Origin of the sequence: Hymenobacter gummosus (assembly GCF_003970915.1) — a bacterium.
Taxonomy (GTDB): Bacteria; Bacteroidota; Bacteroidia; order Cytophagales; family Hymenobacteraceae; genus Solirubrum; species Solirubrum gummosum.
In genome coordinates, this window is record NZ_RXOF01000002.1 from 203,253 (window position 1) to 221,596 (window position 18,344).

Here is an 18,344-nt window from a genome sequence, read left to right on the forward strand (position 1 = left end):
GCCCGCAAATTACGCCTTGGCAGTGGTTGCCAGCCAGGCATCCAGCTCCCGCAGGGCCAGCTGCTGACTGCGGCCTTCGTCAGGCGTGCCCAGGGTGGCGCAGTAGTATGCGGCGCGCTGGTAGTGGTCGGCGGGCTTGTGGGCCACGTAGCGGCGCAGCAGCTGGCCCAACTCGTCGAGCGTAAAAGCGCGGTCGACCAGGCCGTGGGCGGCGTAGCCATAGTAGTCGTCGGCCACGCCGTGCTGGCCGAAGCGGTAGTAGAGGCTCACCAGGTTCAGCAGGGTGGCTTCGAGGTGAGTGGACGTGTCGGCCGCCACCAGCGCGTCGTGCCGCTGCAAAAACTCGAACACCGACTCCTGCCGCGCATCCGAAAATGCGAGCTGCGGAAAACGGGTGCGCAATGCCTCAAAGCGGCGTAAGTCGCTGGGGTGGGCGCGGTAGGTGAAGCTGAGGTCGGGAAATTCGGTCAGCAGGTAAGTCACCGCCGCCTCAATACCGGCCGTGTCGTCCAGCGTGTTCGTGGCCAGAGCCACGCGCTGCACCCGGGGCTGCTCGTTGCGCTGGCGCACGAAGTTGTCGGCCTTGGGCATACCTACCAGGCGCGTTTGCCCGCGTACCGGGCCGCAGTGGCGGTACTTGTCCAGCGCGTCCTGGCCTTCGAGCAGGCTCAGGTCGAAGCCCAGGGGCGGAAAGTTGGTGCTGACGCTGGCGTGCTGCACGTAGGCCGTGGGCACGCCTTCGGCCACGCAGGCCAGCAGCAGGGCGCGGGCGTCGTCGTTGTGGTCGTTGGCGAAGACGACGGCCCGCGGCCGGTAGTGGCGCAGGGCCCGGCAATACACCTCGTAGTAGCCGACGGCGTTGAAAATCAAATCGAAAAACCGCCAGGCCCGGCGGCCTTCGCTCTGCAGCAGCCCGAAGAACACCAGCGGCAGCTGCCAGTAATAGAGCAGCTTGCGCCGCAAGGACAGGCGGTTTACCTGCCCGTTGTAGCGCCCGATCTGCTTGGCCTGCCCCGCCAGCAGCACGGCATCCGGGCGGTGCTCCTTGATGAAGCGCAGCGAGTCGTAGTTGTTCTGGCTGACCACGTAGAGCCACACGGCCCCGCGCAGCTGCTCAGGGTTCCGGAACGGCTTGAACATGTTGCCCACCAGCCGCACGGCCGCGTAGCCCAGCACCTTGGCTAGGCGTTTGCCGGGGTTATTGGGCGAAATCGGCTCCAGCGTGGCGGGCGGCAGGGCGCTGAACAGCGGCGTAAAGCGCAACTGCAGCACGTCACGCAGCCGGCCCACGCGGGTGGTCGGGGGCCAGGCGGGCATCAGAGGGCTTCCCAGGTGAGCGGGGTGCCGGCGCGCAAATCGGTGCGGGCGGTTTTGCCCATCACCTCGGCGTAAAAGCGCGGGGCCAGCCCGTCGCCGGGGCGCACCACGCGCAGGTTGTCGGCCGTAAAGGCTTCGCCGGCCCGGATGTCGCGCGCCACGTAGATGGAGCGTTTGTAGAGGCGGCTCTTTTCCTCGGCCCGCTGCACGCCGTACTGAATGTGGCCCAGGGCCTGCCACACGCGCTCCGTCTCGGTCACGAGCTGGGCGACTTCCTCGGGCTCCAGCGAGAAGGCCGAGTCCACCCCGCCGTCGGCGCGGCGCAGGGTCACGTGCTTTTCCACCACTGTGGCACCCAGGGCCACGGCGCCCACGGCCGCGCCCACGCCCATGGTGTGGTCGGAGAGGCCCACCAGCGCGTCGGGAAACAGCTGCTGCAGGTGCGGAATGGTGCGCAGGTTGGTGTTTTGTGGGGTGGCGGGGTAGGTGCTGGTGCACTTGAGCAGCACCAGGTCGCGGCAGCCTTCGGCGCGCAGAATGTCCACCGCCTCGGCCACTTCGGCCAGCTTGCTGGCCCCGATGCTCATGATGACGGGCTTACCGGTGCGGGCTACGCGGCGCAGCAGCGGCCAGTCGGTGTTTTCAAACGAGGCAATCTTGTAGGCCGGCGCGTCGAGCGACTCCAGGAAGTCGACGGCCGATTCATCAAAGGGCGAGCTGAACGCCACCAGTCCGTGCTGCTTGGCGCGGTCGAACAGGGCGCGGTGCCAGTCCCAGGGCGTGTGGGCTTCTTCGTAGAGGTCGTACAGCTCGCGGCCGTACCAGAGCGAGTTCGGGTCCTCGATGCGGTGCACGCCGCGCAGCGTCATCGTGTCGGCGGTGTAGGTCTGCAGCTTGATGGCGTGGGCCCCGGCCGCCGCTACGGCGTCTACAATGGCTAGGCCGCGCTCCAGCGACTGGTTGTGGTTGCCGCTCAGCTCGGCGATGATAAAGGGAGCATGCGCCGGCCCTACCGGCCGGCCGCCAATCGTAATTTCCTGCATGGCGGAAGAAGATAACAAGGCGCAAAGGTCGGGCGCAGCCGGCAAACTCCCGCGGGCCGGCAATGGTTTTGCCGACCCCGGCCCAGGACCAAATTAAACCGTGCGGCCAAGCAAAGGCTAGCAGCTAGAGCAAAGGCTAGTTCCCCTCCTCAGTTGAGGAGGGGCTAGGGGTGGTTGACAATCGACCGGACGACGGAAATAGAACGTCATGTCGAGCCTCGCGAGACATCTCGCGTGCTGATGCCCCATAGTAATTTCTACTCCTAACCATTCAGCCACCCCTAGCCCCCCGCCGCTTGATGCGCGGAATCAGCTGAGGAGGGGAACTAGCCTTAGCCCCGCGCCTCTGGCAATAACCAATTACTGCCCCGCGCCTTCGGGAAAGTAGCGCGGGTTGAAGCAGGCCACCAGCAGGCGGTCCACCGGCTGCCCGTCCACGAGGTAGTGGCCCTTCAGGCGGCCTTCCTCCACCCAGCCGGCGCGGGTGTAGGCCTTGTAGGAGCTTTGGTTGGTTTCGAACATGCCCCCGAACAGCTTGCGGATGTCAAACTCCTCGAAGGCCAGCGCGTTGCCCAGTCGGATGGCCTCCACCGCCAGGCCGCGCCCGTGAAAGCGCCGGTCCCCAATGAGCACCACCAAATCGGAAATGCGGTGGTCGTGGTTGATGGGGCCCAGCTTGATGGTGCCGATGCACTGCCCGACGGCCCGCTCGACGATGGCGAAGGTGTGGGACGTGCCCGCCGCGGCGCCCTGCGAAATATTCTGCCACAACGACTCGCGCGTGTGCTGCTGGCGCGAGTTGGTGTAGAAACGCATGAGGTCCTCGTCCTGAAACCAGCTCAGGAAATGCTCGTCGAGGTCGGTGGGCTGCAGGGGGCGCAGCAGCAGGTTTTCCGACTCGTAGGCGTGGCGCAGCTGCAGCGTGTGGGGGAAGGTTTCCATAGATGGCAAATGTAGAATTCCGGCCGACTTCAGCGCGGCCCCGCCGGCAAGGGCGCCGTAATGCGGGCGCGCAGCTCCTCGGGGCGCAGCTGCCGGGCGTAGGGCTGCCGCGGGGTAGCGGCCAGCCACTGCAGCCCCTCTGCCAGCCGGGCCGCCAGCTCGTCGTCATCGAGGCCGGTGAAGTCGCCGACGGAATAAGCCTGCTGCTGAGCCGCCACAAAGTCGGCCAGGTGGCGCTGGTTGTCGGCGTAGTAGCCCGTCAGGGCCGGCCGGCCGAGGATGAGGGCTTCGATGAGAATGGTGCTGGCCGGCCCCAGCAGGCAGTCGTAGTGGCCGAGCAGCTGCACCAGCTGCGCGGCCGGGGCCGGCGCGTGCAGCACCACCCGGCCCTGGGCCTGCGGGGCCGCTGCCAAGTGGTGCAGCGCGGGCAGGCCCGGGTTGGCCGGCCCCGGCAGCAGCCCGATTTCCCGCAGCTCGGGCCGCTGCAGCAGCAAAGGCAGGCAGCGGGCGGTGAGCTGCAGCGGGTCGGCCCCGCCGAAGCAGAGCAGCACCGAGCGAATGGGCTGCGGGGCCGCCGGGGGCGCGGCCGCGGCCCGCACCTCCGGCCGCAGCAGGGCGTATTCCGGCCCCAGCAGCAGTGTGGTATCCGGGTGGGGCGTCTGGTACAGGGCCGGCGTGATGCCCGGGCTGTGGTTGATGAGCACCTGGGCCTCGACCGGCCAGGCCCGCAAATCGTCCACGTACACCAGCCGGCCCGCGGCGGCGCGCAGCACGCGCTGGTAGTCCGCGTCGAAGCCGTAGCCGTCGAGCAGCAGCACGTCGGTGGGGCGCAGCAGCTCGGCGGCCAGCCAGCGGGCTTCGGCGGCCGCCGGCAGGTCGGCGGGCAGGGGCAGGGGCTGGCAGCGGGCCGCCGTGAGCAGCGGAGCCAGGGCTGCCGCGTCGCGCGAGGCCAGCAGGCACTCGTGGAAAGCGTCGCGCACCAGTTCGGCCAGGGCCAGCAGGCGCACCACGTGGCCCAGGCCGATGGTGGCGTTGCCGTCGGCGCGCAGCACGAGGCGGGGCAGGGGAGGAGCAGCGTTCATGGCGCAAAGAAACGGCCGGCCGCGGGCTCAGCGCTGCACGTTGCCGGCGTTGACGTCGGCCAGCCAGGGGCAGCGGGCCAGCAGGGCGGGCAGCTCGGCCAAGGACCAGTCGGGCCCGAGGGTGCCGAACAGCAGGCTGAGCAGGGCGTAGTCGCTGGGGTAGTCCACGGTCAGGCGCAGCGCGGCCAGGGCGGGCGGCACGGTCAGGGCCAGGGTTTCGAGGCGAAACCGCTCCGGGTGGCGGCGCAGGTAGGGCGTCACGTGCTCCCGCTCGTCGGGGGCGGTGGCCTCGGCGTGGGCGCGGGCCAGGGCCGGGGCTGCTACCACCTCCAGGTTGGTGCCCAGGGGCAGGCCGGTAGTCAGGGTGTAGTCGGCTCCGGCGGCCAGGTGGGCCCGCACGGCCGCGTCGATGTAGTGCGGGTCAATGGCGGGGTTGTCGGCCGTGAGGCGTACCACCACGTCGAGGCGGTGGGCGGCGGCGGCTTCGGCGAAGCGGCGCAGCACGTCCTGCTCATCGCCGCGAAACACCGACCAGCCCAGGGCCGCGGCCGCCTGGGCCAGGGCGTCGTCCTGGGGCAGCGTGCTGGTTGCTACGATGACCGTCTGCAGCGTGCTGGCGCGGGCGGCGCGGCTCAGTACCCGGCCGAGCACCGAGCTGTCGGGCTGGTGCAAGGGCAGGGGCAGCAGCACTTTGCCCGGCAGGCGGGTGGAGCCCAGGCGGGCCTGCACCAGCGCGCCCACCCGCAAGGGCGTTACTTGATGGTCCATCCGCCGTCGACTACTAAGTTGTGGCCCGTCACGAAATCGGCGGCGCGGCTGCTCAGGTACACGAAGGCCCCGGCCAAATCCTCGGGCCGGCCGATGCGCCCCAGCGGAATGCGCCGCTCCAGCTCCCGGATAAACGCGGGGTGCTGCTGCACCGGCGCGCTCGGGAAGGCGCCCGGCGTCACGCAGTTCACCTGAATGTTGTCGGGGGCCAGGTAGGCGGCGAAGTACTTGGTGAGCTGAATCACGCCGGCTTTGGCCGCCCCGTAGTGCGGCGGGTTGGTAAACTGCGGCGTGGCTTCGTAGGCCGTAAAATCGGGCGCTACCACGCCGTACATCGAGGCCACGTTGATGATTTTGCCCGCGCCCCGCTCGCGCAGGTAGGGCAGCACCTCGCGGATGCAGCGGTAAGTGCTGCCCAAGGCCCCGTCGAGGGTGCGGGCAAACTCCTCGTCGGTCAGCGCCTCGGGCTGGCTGCCCTGGCCGTAGGTGGCGTTGTTGATGAGCACCGCCGGCAGCCCGAACTGCACCCGCGCCGCCCGCAGCGCCTGCTGCACCGAAGCCGTATGGGCCACGTCGCCCTCGATGAAATGAATGCCGGCGGCGGCCGCCTGCGGGCCGAACGCGTCTTCAAAAGCCTCGGCGCGGCGGCCGATAACGACGACGGTGGCGCCGTGGGCGGCCAGGCCAGCGGCCACGGCGCGGCCCAGGTGGCCGTAGCCGCCGGTCAGCAGTACCACCTGCCCGCGCAGGGAAAAAAGGTCAGTAAAAGCGGTTGGCAACATAAATCCACGGCTGAAGCCACGAACTTAACAAGCCCGGGCGGAATGCGCCGTGGCCAAAGCCCCGGTGGGGTCGTCCGGGCGCGAAGCCCGGTACCACAAGCAGCGGCTTGTACATACGCTGCCGCGCTATATCTTCGTTGGACTGATTGGTTATTCCGTTGGATACGGCAGCCTTTTATCATCCAAAATCGATTTTATGAAACACTTCTTCGCGCTGGCTTTAAGCCTTTGCCTGGGTACCGCCTTCGGCCAAAACCAGGACCAGAACTGGTATTTCGGCGGCAACTCCGGCCTGCGGTTCAATACCGCTCCCGCGGCGCCCACGGTGCTGTCCAACGGGCAGCTGTTCAGCTACGAGGCCAACGCCACCATCTCGGATGCGGCCGGCAACCTGCAGCTGTACACCAACGCCGTTACCGTCTGGGACCGAAACCACACCGCCATGCCGGGCGGGCCGCTGGTGGGCGGCTTTCAGTCGGCCACCCAGGGCGCGCTGATTCTGCCGGCCCCGGGCAACCCCAGCCAGTACTACATCTTCGTGGTCGATGCGGCCGAAAACGCGTACGCCGGGGGGCTGCGCTATTCCATCGTCGACATGACCCTGCGCGGCGGGCTGGGCGACCTGACGGCCACCAAAAACGTGGTCGTATCCACGCCGAGCCCGCAACTCACCGAGAAACTGACGGCCGTGCGCCACGCCAACGGCCGGGACTACTGGGTGCTGGTGCACGGCTGGCAGGACAGTCGATTTCACGCCTACCTGCTCAGCCCGGCGGGCCTGGCGGCCACGCCGGTCACCACCACCATCGGCATAGTGCACACCGGCGGTGGGGGCGGTATTGCTAACGGGGTCGGCTACATGAAAGCCTCACCCAACGGCCAGCTGCTGGCCGTGGCCATCCGCGACGCCGCTTTCGAGCTTTTCGACTTCAGCAACAGCACCGGTCAGGTTTCCAACCTGCGCCGGCTCTACACCTCTTTCGGCGACCGAGTGTACGGCGTGGCTTTCTCGCCCGATAACACCAAGCTCTACACCACCGACCTCTCCACCGGCGTCTATCAGTTCGACCTCACGGCGGGTAGCACCACGCGGCAGTTTATCGGCAGCACGCCGGGCCAGAGCGGGGCCCTGACCCTGGCGCCGGATGGCCGTATTTACGTGGCGGCCCACAACACCAACCGCCTCTCCGCCATTACCAACCCCAACGGGGCGGGCGCGGCCAGCGGCTTCGTCAGCCAGTACGTCACGCTGACGGGAACCTCGCAGATTGGCCTGCCCAACTTCCCGAACGCCTTCCCGCTGGTCGTCAACGAGTGGACCGGGGCCGTAAGCACCACCTACACCGACCCGGCCAACTGGAGCGCCGGCTACGTGCCTATCGCCAGCGACGACGTGACCATCCCGGCCACGGCCATCCGCATGCCGGTGCTGAGCGCGACGGCCGCCGCCGCCAGCTTCACCGTGGCCAGCGGCGCGTCCATGACGGTGGCTACCGGCGGCGAGCTGACGCTGGGCCGGAGCCTGACCAACAACGGTACCTTCGGCGGCGACGGCACGCTGCGCATGGGCGCCAACAGCGCCACCCAGATGCTGGGCAGCAGCGCGGTGCGCATTGCCAACCTGACGGTGCCCCTGGGCCCGGCGCAGGTGGTGCAGAACCTGGACGTGCAGGTGCCGCTGTCCGTCACGCGGGTGCTGACGCTGAGCAGCAACCTGACCATGAGCGGCAACGGGACGCTCACGCTGACTTCCGACGCCACCGGCACGGCCATGGTCGTCAACAACAACGGCGCGGTGGTGGGCCGCGCCACCGTGCAGCGCTACCTCGACCCGAGCCTGAACCCTGGCCTGGGCTACCGCCACCTCGCGGCGCCGGTCAGCGGCACCACCATGGCCGATCTGGCCACGGCGGCTTTTGCGCCCGTCTTTAACCCCGCCTACAACACCAGCCCCACGCCCGGCACGGTGACGCCCTTCCCCACGGTGTACGGCTACGACCAGGGCCGCCTGACCACCAGCACCGCCACCGGCATGTCCGATTTCGACAAGGGCTGGTTTTCGCCCGGCGGTGCCACCGACGGCATGGTGGCCGGGCTGGGCTACACCGTGAACCTGGCCGCCGGGCAGACGGTAGACTTCGTGGGCACGCTGGGCAACGGCAGCCTGACGATGAGCAACCTGGGTCGGGGGCCGCAGGCCGAAGCCGGCTGGCACCTGCTGGGCAACCCGTACCCGGCGCCGCTTGACTGGACGACGCTGTTTGCCAGCTCCTCCGGCCTCACCAACGCGGTGTACGTGTACAAGTCGAGCGGGCAGTACACGGGGCGCTACGCCAGCTTCGTCAACGGCGTGGGGGCCAACGGCGGCACCAGCACCATTCCGCTGGGCCAGGCCTTTTTCGTGCGGACTCTCGCCGGCCAGACCGGCGGCGTCACGTTCAGCAACGCCGCGCGGGTGACCAGCTACCAGAACCCCGCGGTGCAGCGCGGCCAGGAAACGCGTCCGCTCATTGCCCTGGAACTGCAGGCCCCCACCGGGCAGCGCGACGAGGCCGTGGTGTACGCCGAAACCGGGGCCACCGCCGGTTTCGATGCCGCTTTCGACGCGCTTAAGATTACGGCCGGCGGCCTGCCGTTGCTGAGCCTGCCCGCCGGCAACGCCGACGAGCTGGCTATCAGCGGACTGCCCGCCCTGGGCAGCACGGCGCAGGTTATTCCGCTGACGGTGCGCGTGGCCGCGGCCGGCACGTATTCGCTCACGGCCGCCCGGCTGCTGAACCTGCCCGCCGGCTGCCGCGTGAGCCTGCTCGACGCCCAGACCGGCACCAGCACCCCGCTCACGGCCCAGGCCGCGTACTCGTTCAGCGCCGCCGCGGGCGCGCAGCCCGGCCGCTTCTCCCTGGTTATCGACCCGGCCCGCCCCACGGCCACGACCGGCGCGCTGGCCCAGCAGGTGAGCCTGTACCCCAACCCGGCCCACGGCCAGCTGTGGCTGACGCTGCCGGCCGCTTACGCCCAGCGCCCCGTGCAAGTGAAGATGCTGAACGCGCTGGGCCAAACCGTGCTGACGCAGACGCTGCCCGCCGGCCGCGCGGCCGCGGCGGCGCTGAATCTGCCGGCCACGCTGACCAAGGGCGTGTACTCCGTGCGCATTCAGCTGCCCGAAGCGGTGGTCGACAAGCGCGTGGTTATCGAGTAGCCTGCCAACCGGCTGGTAAAGCCACGGCCGTTCATCCTGCGGAGTGAACGGCCGTTTTGTTTGGTGCGCCTGGCGGGCTCAGATATTCTTCGGCCAGCGGTAGGGCAGCAGCAACTCCTCCGCCATTTCGGCCAGCTCCGCCAGGGCCGGCCGCAGCGCCCCAAAGGCCGGCAGGTGCTGCTCGGCCGCCACGTTGGCCTGCAGGTTGGCGGCCGTATCCACGCCCACTACCACACGCGCCACGCCCGGGGCCGTAGCCGCGAAGAGCAGCAGGGCGGCTTCCAGCGGCACCCCCGCCTGAGCGGCCACGGCCCGCAGCCGCTCCAGCCGCGGGCGCAGCGGCTCGAAGTAAGCCGGCAGCGTAGCCAGGGGGCGCAGCAGCAGGCCCTGCAGGAAAGCCGAGCGCACGTGCACTTCCACCCCACGGGCGGCCAGCTCGGGCAGCAGCGGCCCGAAACGCTGGTCGAGCACGTTGTAGGGCAGCTGCACCAGGTCGAAGTCCCAGCCGCGGCGGTCGAGCAGCCACTGGGCCTGCCAGGGATGGTAGAGCGAGACGCCGATGCGCCCGGTCAGGCCCGCGGCGCGGCTGTCCTGCAGGCCCTGCCAGGCCGCTGGCTGCAGCTGCAGGGCGTTGAAATCGTGAAACAGCACCCCGTACACCCGCGGCAGCTGCAGCCGCGCGAGGCTGGCCTGCACGGCCGCCCGCACTACGGCCGGCGCCGCGGCGGCCACTTTGGTCACCACCTCAAACGTGCCGGGATGCTGGGGCAGCCACTGGCCCAGCCGCGCCTCACTGTCGCCGTAGGCGGCGGCCGTGTCGAGCAGGGGGAGGCCGGCGGCCTGCGCTGCGGCCAGCACGGCCGCTACCGTCTCGTCGGCGGGGCGGCCCTGGGTGTTGTTGATGCCGTAGGCCAGGCCAAACTGCGCCGTGCCCAGGGCCAGCTTCCGCCGAAACTCCGCCCCCGTCATTGGCCCACAAATTCGAGCACGCAGTCGATAACGTACTGCTGCTCCTCGTCCGTGAGGCTGGGGAACATGGGCAAGCTCAGGCAGCGGGCGTAGTAGGCCTCGGCCCGCGGAAAGTCGCCCGGCTGCCAGCCCAGCTGCTGGTAGTAGGGCATGGTGTGGACGGGGATGTAGTGCACCTGGGCAAAAATCTGCCGGCTGCGCAGAAAGTCGTAGAGCCCGCGCCGGTCGGCCACCTGAATGACGTAGAGGTGGTAGGCGTGGCCCGCGGCCTCGGCCAGCGGCTCGACGGCGGGCACGGCGCCGAAGGCTGCATCGTAGCGGGCGGCCAGCTGGCGGCGGCGGGCCAGGCCCTCGTCGGCGCGCTGCAGCTGGCTGAGGCCCAAGGCGCAGAGCATATCGGGCATGCGGTAATTGTAGCCCAGCTCCTGCATTTCGTAGTACCAGCCGCCTTCGTCGGGGCGGGTGAGGCGTTGCGCATCGCGGGTGATGCCGTGGGTGCGCAGCAGCAGGAGCTGCTCGTACAGGTCGCGGCGGTTGGTGGTTATCATGCCGCCCTCGCCGGTGGCAATGTGCTTGACGGGGTGAAACGAGAAGATGGCCAGGTCGGCCAGCTGCCCGTTGCCGCAGCGCTGCTGCTGGCCCCGGCTGTCGGTGAAGAAGCCGCCGGGGGCGTGGCAGGCGTCCTCGATAATCCAGAGCCCAAACTCGTCGGCCAGCTGCCGGGCCGCTTCCAGGTCGACGGGCAGGCCGGCGAAATCTACCGGCACCAGGCCGTGGAAGTGGCCCCGGGGGTGGCTTTCGAGCAGGCGGCGCACGGCCCCGAGGTCGATAAGCGCCGTGGCGGGGTCGATGTCGACGAAGTGTACCTCGCCGCCGCAGTAGCGGATGCAGTTGGCCGAGGCGGCGAAGGTGATGGGCGTGGTGATGACGCGCTGCCCCGGCTGCACGCCCAAGGCCAGCGCGCACAGGTGCAGGGCGGCCGTGCCGTTGCTCACCGCCACGGCGTACTCCACGCCGATGTACTCGGCGAAGCGCCGCTCAAACTCGGCCACCTGCGGGCCCTGGGTCAGAAAATCGGAGTGCAGGGTGCGGATAACGGCTTGCACGTCGGCCTCGGTGATGTGCTGGCGGCCGTAGGGGATGGGGCGGGTGACGGACGAGTTCATAGCACGCAAAGGTAGATGCCGCCGGGGCTACAATGCTTGCCCGCCCGTACGATTCGGGCGGGCCCACCCCGCGCCTCGCCGGCACCGGCACAGCGCGGCCCCGTCGCGCCCGTCGGCAGCCCGGGCAGCAAGTGACAATGCCGGGGCTTTGTTGTAAATCGGGGGACGAGGGGCTGCCCGCCGATTACGGAATGATCATTGCGGGCGCGCCGGGTTCGGGAGTAGTAGCCGGTAGCCTATGAATAAATTAGTACGCGCAGGGTTGGTGGTGGTATGGATGGCCGTGGTACTGCCGGGCAGCTTGGCCCGGGCCCAGGGGCCCTGGTCGCGCTGGTATTTCGGGCGGCAGGCCGGGCTGTACTTCGGGCCCGATAGCGTCGAGCATGTGCCCCGCAGCCCGCTGGAAAGCAGCGAGGCCTGCGCCACCATCAGCGACAGTACGGGCAACCTGCTGTTTTACTCCGACGGGGAGCGGGTCTGGAACCGGCTGCACCAGCTCGTGCCGCGTGCCGATACCATTGGGGGCCACCGCTCCAGCACCCAGGGCTGCGTCATTGTGCCGGCCCCGCGCCAGCGCGGCCGCTACCTGATTTACACCCTCGACGGCATTGAGCACCTGCTGGCCAACGGGCTGCGCCTGACGGAAATTGAGCAGACGCCCGACGGCCGTGGCCGGGTAGTGCGCAAGCGCGTCGGCATCAATCTGACCCTGCCCGATACCGTCTACCACCCGCTAAGCAGCTACAGCCAGTTTACCGAGAAGATGGCCCTGGTGCGCCACGCCAACCGCCAGGATTACTGGCTGGTGACGCACCTGTGGCAAAGCGAAACGTACGTGAGCGTGCGGGTGGGCCAGTCCCTCAGCGACACGGCTACCTTCGTGTGCACCGACGCGGGCATGTACCACGGGGGTGGGGCGTATGGCGTCAACGCCAGCGGCTGGCTGGTGGCTTCACCCGACGGGCGCCGGCTGGCCTGCGCGGTCGGGGAGGCGGGCACCGAGCTGCTCGACTTCGACCCCGCCACCGGGCGCGTTAGCAATGCCCGCCGCCTGAACCTGCCCCCGGTTGCGGCCGGCCTGTATGCCTACGGGGCCGCCTTCTCGCCCGATGGCAACCTGCTCTACCTGTCCTACATGTCGCTTACGCGCCCGCTTTCGACGCTGCAGTACGTGGTGCAGTACGACGTGCGGCTGCCTGCCGCGCAGGTGGGCAGCTCGGGCATCGTGGTGGCGGCGCAGGAGAATCCGCTGGCCGCCCTGCAGCTGGGCAACGACGGGCGCATTTACGTATCGGTGTGGACGCGCACGGGCCTCGACCGCATCGAGTACCCCAACGTGCGCGGGCCGCTGTGCCTGTACCGCCCCCAGGCCTGGGGCCTCACGCCGGGCAGCAACGGCTGGCTGGGCCTGCCGCTGCGCCCCAACGACGCCCCGTACGCCACCTGGCTGCGCGCCGCTGCCGACTCCGTCTGTGCCGGGGAAGCCGCTACCGTGCGCGCCCTCAACGTGCCCCCGCTCAGCACCCTCGATACTTTGGTGTGGGACTTCGGCGACGGCACCCGCGCCCGCACCACGGCCGCCACCGCCCAGCACAGCTACCCGGCCCCGGGCCGCTACCAGGTGCGGGTGCAGTTGCGCCACGTCGGGCTCCAGGCCGAAGCCACCACCTGGGTGACGGTGCGGCCCGCTGGAGCCTGCGCGCCTCCGCAAGTGCTTATTCCGAACGTGATTACGCCCAACGGCGACGCCCGGAACGACCGTTTCGAGCTACGGGGCCTGCGCGCGGCCGAGTGGCGCTGCCGCATCTTCAACCGCTGGGGCCGGCCAGTGTTCGAGGTGGAAGCCTACCAGGACGACTGGCGGGCGGCGCAACAGCCGGCGGGCGTGTATTACTACCACCTGACCCACCGCCAGGACGGCCGCACGATCAAAGGAACCGTGGAGGTGGTGCGCTAAACCGGCGCCGGACGGCCAAAGAAAGATTGCAAAAAGCCTCGTGGGATTATCCCGCGGGGCTTTTTATGGTTGGGTAAAATGGGCTTACGCCACAAAACCAGCGTCGACGTGCAGGCGGATTTCCTCGCGCAGCTGCTCGGCCGACAGCCACTCCGTGTTGTTGGCCGAGTCGTAGTGGAAGCCCAGGGGCACGCGCTGGCCGTTGAAGTGGGCAATAAACTTGTCGATGTCCCAGGGCGGCGTGGCGGGCAAAATGACGTAGTAGCGGTCCAGCTCCACGGTGCTCAGCGCGTCGGTTTCCGTTATCATTTCCTCGTGCAGCTTCTCGCCGGGCCGGATGCCCACGATTTCCTGCCGGCACTCCGGGGCAATGGCCGTGGCCAGCTCGGTGATGCGGTAGGAGGGAATTTTGGGCACAAAAATCTCGCCGCCCCAGGAGTGCTCCAGCGCGTACAGCACCAGGTCGACTCCCTCTTCCAGCGAGATGTTGAAGCGCGTCATGTCGGGGTGGGTGATGGGCAGTACGCCCTTGCTGCGCTGCTGCAGGAAGAAGGGCACCACCGAGCCGCGCGAGCCGATAACGTTGCCGTAGCGCACCACCGAGAAGCGCAAGTCACGGGCGCCCTTCATGTTGTTGGCGGCCACAAACAGCTTGTCGGAGCAGAGCTTGGTGGCCCCGTACAGGTTGATGGGCGCCGCGGCTTTGTCGGTGCTCAGGGCCACCACGTCCTTCACCCCGCAGTCGAGGGCGGCGTTAATCACGTTTTCGGCCCCGAAGATGTTGGTCTTGATGCACTCCATCGGGTTGTACTCGGCCGCCGGCACCTGCTTCAGGGCCGCGGCGTGCACGATGATGTCGATGCCTTCGCAGGCGCGCTTCATGCGCTCCGGGTCGCGCACGTCGCCGATAAAGTAGCGCATGGCCGGAAACTTCTCCTGCGGGAAGTGCTGGGCCATTTCGTACTGCTTCAGCTCGTCGCGGGAGAAGACGACGAGGCGGCGAATCTGCGGAAACTTCTCCAGTACCGTCTGCACGAACTGCTTGCCGAACGAACCGGTGCCGCCGGTTACCAGGATGGATTTATGGTTGAGGTCGAGGGCCATCTGTGAAATCAATGCCAGCCGCCGGGGTAGGTCGGCAGCAAGGGCGCAAAAGTAGGCAATCGGGGCGGGCTTTGCGTAGTTTTGCCGCGTCGTGCCCGCGTCGTTTGTCATCCTGAGTGAAGCGAAGGACCTTACCCCGCCTGAACGACAAGCGGCAGATAATTACTATCTGAAATAATAAGGTCCTTCGCGTTGCGTACGCTAGATAATAGGATGACAGAAGTTCAGCATTCCTTTTCCGACTCCGTCAAGCTCATCATCTGGGACCTGGACGACACGTTCTGGCGCGGCACGCTCTCGGAAGGCGAAATCGAGGCCCTGGAAGACAACGTGGCCCTGGTGCGCGCCACGGCCGCCCGCGGTATTATTCACACCGTGGTCAGCAAGAACGACCTGGCCCCCGTGGAGGCCAAGCTGACCGAGCTGGGCGTGCGCGACCTGTTCGTGTTTCTGCGGGTGAGCTGGCAGCCCAAGGGCCCGGTTATCAAGCAGCTGCTGGAGGACATGCAGCTGCGCGCGCCCAACGCCCTGTTTCTCGACGACAACCCCATCAACCGGGCCGAGGCCCTGCACTACAACCCCACCTTGCAGGTGGCCGACCCCGTCGAGCTGCCGCGGCTGGCGCCCGCGCTGCTGCAGCTGGGCAAGCCCGACCCCACCTATGCCCGCCTGGAGCAGTACCGCCTCCTGGAGCGGCAGCAGCAGGCCCGCGCCGACTACCAAGGCGACAACCTCGCCTTTTTGCGCGACGCCCAGGTGCGGGTGGAGCTGCGCGAAGGCAAAGACGCCGTGTGGCCCGACTTCAACCGCATCGAGGAGCTGATTAACCGCTCCAATCAGCTGAACTACACCAAGAAGCGCGTGGTGTATCAGGAGCTGGAAGCCCGGCTGGGGGCCACCGGCCTGCGCTGGGGCACCGTGCGCGTGCGGGACCGGTTCGGCGACTACGGCCTGGTGGGCGTGTACGCCCTGAACACCGTCACCAACGAGCTGGAGCAGTTCACTTTCAGCTGCCGCATCCTGCACCTGGGCGTGGAGCAGTGGACCTACGCCCACCTGGGCTTCCCGAAGCTGGTGGTGCAGGGCGAGGTAGCCACCGCGCTAAATCCGACCGAAACTCCCGACTGGATTACGCTCGACACCCCGGCCGAAGCGGAAGCAGCCGCCCGCGCCGTGACGGCCCTGCCGCCCGACGCGGCGCAGGGGCGGCGGCTGCGCATCCTGCTCAAAGGCGGCTGCGACCTGGGCCAGCTCACGCCCTACCTGCAGACCTACCAGGTCGACGTGACCGAGGACTTCAACTACGTCAACGACAACCAGGTGCCGGTGCACACCGAGCACACCGAATTGCTGCGCCTGAGCCGGGAGCTGCCGGTGGAAGAGCAGCGCCGCCTCGCGCAGGCCCTGCCTTTCTTAGACGAGGAAGCCTTCCGGCCCCGGCTCTGGCTCCCCGGCTACGACGCCGTGGTGTACAGCCCGCTGATGGACTACACCCAGGACCTGTACCGCGAAAACAGCAGCGGCTACCTCATTCCCTTCGGCGGCTACCAGGACCTGACGCAGCTGGACCCCGTCGAGCAGGCCCAACGCTACGCCCAGCGCAAGTTCCGGGGCATGGACGAAGCCTTTCTGCGCCGCTTCCGCGAGGAGTTTTCCTACGCCGGCCCGCTCACGCCCGAGCGGTTCCAGCAGAATCTGCAGTGGCTGCGCGGGCAGCTACCGGCCGCGGTGCCGCTCATTCTGCTCACCGGGGCCGAAGTGGAAGTGCCCGAGTCGCCGGAGAAAGGGGCCGTGCAGCGCCACCAGCGGATGAACGCGGCCCTGCTCGACTTCGCCGCCCGCACCCCGAACGTGCTGGTGGTGGACGTGCGCAGCACGGTGCGCAGCCGCGCCGACGTCACGAACAACCTGCGCCACTACCAACGCCCGCTCTACAAACAGCTGGCCGACCAGCTGGCCGCCGAGCTGGCCCGGCAGCAGGGCGCCCAGCTAGGCCGCTCCACCATTGGGCAGCTACGCGCCGCTCTGCTGGATGCGCTGCCCCGGCCCGTGCGCAAGGTCTGGGACCGGCTGACGCAGTAGCGCGGGCTTTAGCCCGCGTCCGTCAGTGCCGCTTGGGTATTTTAGGTCCGTGGCGGTAGTTGTTGATGTTGGTGGGGCGGCTGAATTCGAAGAGCAGCACATCTTGCGTGTGCTGATCCTCATCCGATAGCTCTTCTCGGTTCTGCGTCGCCAAGGCGCGTGGAATGCCCAGGTACTGACTGGTCGGGCTGCCAATCAAATGATGGGTCTGGCCGCGCGAGTGGAGCACGAAAACGGTCGTGCCCATATCCACCGACTTCAGCTGCCGGCCTCCGCCTGGTTCGTAGCGCATGGCGCCGAACCTGCTTTTGAAGTCTTGCAGCTCCGCGGCGCTCAGCCAATGCTGCCCCGAATAGTTGTAGGCTTCGACTGATTCGATTTCCTGCACCCGCACGAATTCCTGCAGCGTATGCGCCTGTTGCTTTTTGGATTGGCAGGCAGCAGCCACGACCAGCGCCGAGAGCAGGCATCTGCTAATAGAGCGTGTAAGGCACATTGGTGGCGAGGGATTAGGCATAAGGGATAGGACTGACTACCGTCGAATCAGCCCCACCAATTGCTCCGTCAGGCCGCGGCGGGAGTAGCGGCTGCGGCCGGTGGCGGGAACCGGCACCGTGGGGTTCTGCTGCCAGGCGGCCACCAGCTCGTCCAGGTAGCGGCGCATGGCGGCGCGGTCTTCGTATTCGAAGCTGCGGCCAGCCTGGCAGCCTTCCAGCACCTGGGCCGCGTCGGAGCCCTCGGGGCCGATGCAGATGACGGGGCGCCCGGCGGCCAGGTATTCGAACACCTTGCCCGGCAGGATGCCCCGGTTGTGGGCCACGTCGGGGATGCCCAGCAGCAGGGCAGTGCAGCGCTGCATGTAGCCCACGGCCTCGTCGTGGGGTACGAACTCCACCAGCTCGGTGCGCCCGGTCAGGCCCGCCGCGGCCAGCTGCTGCTCGATTTCCTTGGCCACCCGTCCCACGAAGCGCAGCCGCAGCGGCACCGCGGGGTGCCGGGCCGCGCAGGCCGCCACTTCCGCAAAGAACGGCCCCACGTGGTACTGCCCGGTGATGGTGCCCACGTAGGTCAGGAGCAGCGCATCCGTCGGTGGGACTTCAACCTGCTGAAAGTCTGATTCATCGTAGCCGTTGGGCAGCACCGCAAACTTACTGGCCGGCAGCTCGGGCACCTTACCCTGCAGCAGGCGGCCGGTGTCGGCGCTGGTGGTGATGACCACGTCGGCGGCCTCGAGCACCTGCCGCTCGTAGCGCTGATCCAGCCAGCGGGCCACGGCGGTGCGCATCAGCGTCTGGGTGTAGTAGATGTCGGTCCACGGGTCGCGCAAATCGGCCAGCCAGCGCCAGCCGTAGCGCCGCTTCAGCTCCAGGCCGATGAGCTGGGTGGAGTGGGGCGGGGAGGAAGTCAGCACCGCGTCGAACTGCTCGCCGGCGGCCACCAGCGCGGCTACCTGTTTCAAGACAAAGCGGTTCCAGCCCCGGCGCGGGTCGGGCAAAAACACGTTGCCGCGCACGAAACGGGCCACCCGCTGCGCCACCGACACCCGCCCTTCGTTGGCAAAGCCGCCGTGTGGAATGGGCCGGTTGGTGAGTTTCTGGTAGGCCCCGAACGGCTCCACGGTGCTCGTGCGCAGCACCCGCACGCCGGGCGGCACGTCGGCTTCCAGCGAGTAGTCCAGCACCGGGTAGGCCGCCTGGGCCGCATCGACGGTCACGACGGTGGGCTCGACGCCCAGGGCGGGCAGGTGCTTCACCCACTTCAGGCAGCGCTGCACGCCGGCCCCACCCGAGGGCGGCCAGTAGTAGGTAATGACCAGCAAACGAAGCGGCTTGGGCACGGCGGGGCGGTTTTGGGGGGTATCGGACAGCGAAAGTAAAGCGCAGAGCCGGCTTTCGGGGTTTTGTGGCTATTTTTGAAGCTAAATCCGGCCCGG

Annotated in this window: 14 protein-coding genes; 3 read left to right on the forward strand and 11 right to left on the reverse strand. The window is 68.2% G+C overall.

From position 1 onward, the window contains the following. Positions 1-9: 9 nt before the first annotated feature. From EJV47_RS04200 to EJV47_RS04225, 6 genes are all read right to left on the reverse strand, one after another. Complete coding sequence (locus EJV47_RS04200; protein ID WP_243651002.1) at positions 10-1,317, reverse strand: glycosyltransferase family protein; 1,308 nt, start codon at positions 1,315-1,317, stop codon at positions 10-12. Beyond that, positions 1,317-2,360, reverse strand: coding sequence for a pseudaminic acid synthase (gene pseI, locus EJV47_RS04205; RefSeq protein ID WP_126691894.1), 1,044 nt, complete (start codon positions 2,358-2,360; stop codon positions 1,317-1,319). The genes EJV47_RS04200 and pseI overlap by 1 nt, the downstream gene beginning before the upstream one ends. A gap of 360 nt (positions 2,361-2,720) precedes the next feature. Next, positions 2,721-3,302 carry a GNAT family N-acetyltransferase gene (locus EJV47_RS04210; RefSeq protein WP_126691895.1) on the reverse strand — a complete coding sequence of 194 codons (582 nt, stop codon included), beginning with the start codon at positions 3,300-3,302 and terminating at the stop codon, positions 2,721-2,723. A gap of 29 nt (positions 3,303-3,331) precedes the next feature. Continuing rightward, a complete protein-coding gene (pseG, locus tag EJV47_RS04215; RefSeq protein ID WP_126691896.1) occupies positions 3,332-4,384 on the reverse strand; it encodes a UDP-2,4-diacetamido-2,4,6-trideoxy-beta-L-altropyranose hydrolase in 1,053 nt (350 codons plus the stop codon). Positions 4,385-4,411: 27 nt separating this feature from the next. Then, positions 4,412-5,152, reverse strand: a complete 741-nt coding sequence (locus tag EJV47_RS04220) for a cytidylyltransferase domain-containing protein (protein ID WP_126691897.1) — start codon at positions 5,150-5,152, stop codon at positions 4,412-4,414. Next, positions 5,137-5,934, reverse strand: a complete 798-nt coding sequence (locus EJV47_RS04225) for an SDR family oxidoreductase (protein WP_207895824.1) — start codon at positions 5,932-5,934, stop codon at positions 5,137-5,139. Before EJV47_RS04225 ends, EJV47_RS04220 begins: the two co-directional genes overlap by 16 nt. Before the next feature lie 196 nt (positions 5,935-6,130). On the opposite strand from EJV47_RS04225, the gene EJV47_RS04230 reads away from it, so the two are divergent. After that, entirely contained in the window at positions 6,131-9,133 is a 3,003-nt protein-coding gene (locus EJV47_RS04230; protein WP_126691898.1) for a T9SS type A sorting domain-containing protein, read from the forward strand. 78 nt (positions 9,134-9,211) lie between these two features. On the opposite strand, the gene EJV47_RS04235 is transcribed toward EJV47_RS04230, so the two are convergent. Together EJV47_RS04235 and pseC are read right to left on the reverse strand one after the other, a co-directional pair. Next, the gene (locus tag EJV47_RS04235; protein ID WP_126691899.1) at positions 9,212-10,102 is read right to left on the reverse strand and encodes an aldo/keto reductase; all 891 of its coding nucleotides are present in this window, start codon (positions 10,100-10,102) and stop codon (positions 9,212-9,214) included. Next, positions 10,099-11,268: a UDP-4-amino-4,6-dideoxy-N-acetyl-beta-L-altrosamine transaminase gene (gene pseC, locus EJV47_RS04240; protein ID WP_126691900.1), complete on the reverse strand. Its 1,170-nt coding sequence runs from the start codon at positions 11,266-11,268 to the stop codon at positions 10,099-10,101. Before pseC ends, EJV47_RS04235 begins: the two co-directional genes overlap by 4 nt. Positions 11,269-11,506: 238 nt before the next feature. Between pseC and EJV47_RS04245 the strand changes: the two genes are divergently transcribed. Beyond that, positions 11,507-13,225 (forward strand): T9SS type B sorting domain-containing protein, encoded by a 1,719-nt coding sequence (locus tag EJV47_RS04245; protein WP_126691901.1) that lies wholly within the window; start codon positions 11,507-11,509, stop codon positions 13,223-13,225. 84 nt (positions 13,226-13,309) lie between these two features. Here EJV47_RS04245 and pseB read toward each other — a convergent pair whose 3' ends face one another. Next, complete coding sequence (gene pseB / locus EJV47_RS04250) at positions 13,310-14,329, reverse strand: UDP-N-acetylglucosamine 4,6-dehydratase (inverting) (protein ID WP_126691902.1); 1,020 nt, start codon at positions 14,327-14,329, stop codon at positions 13,310-13,312. Between the two features lie 213 nt (positions 14,330-14,542). Between pseB and EJV47_RS04255 the strand changes: the two genes are divergently transcribed. Beyond that, entirely contained in the window at positions 14,543-16,411 is a 1,869-nt protein-coding gene (locus EJV47_RS04255) for a hypothetical protein (protein WP_126691903.1), read from the forward strand. 22 nt (positions 16,412-16,433) lie between these two features. Here EJV47_RS04255 and EJV47_RS04260 read toward each other — a convergent pair whose 3' ends face one another. Continuing rightward, a complete protein-coding gene (locus EJV47_RS04260) occupies positions 16,434-16,907 on the reverse strand; it encodes a hypothetical protein (RefSeq protein ID WP_126691904.1) in 474 nt (157 codons plus the stop codon). 36 nt (positions 16,908-16,943) lie between these two features. Beyond that, positions 16,944-18,248, reverse strand: coding sequence for a glycosyltransferase family 4 protein (locus EJV47_RS04265; protein WP_243651003.1), 1,305 nt, complete (start codon positions 18,246-18,248; stop codon positions 16,944-16,946). Positions 18,249-18,344: the final 96 nt, after the last annotated feature.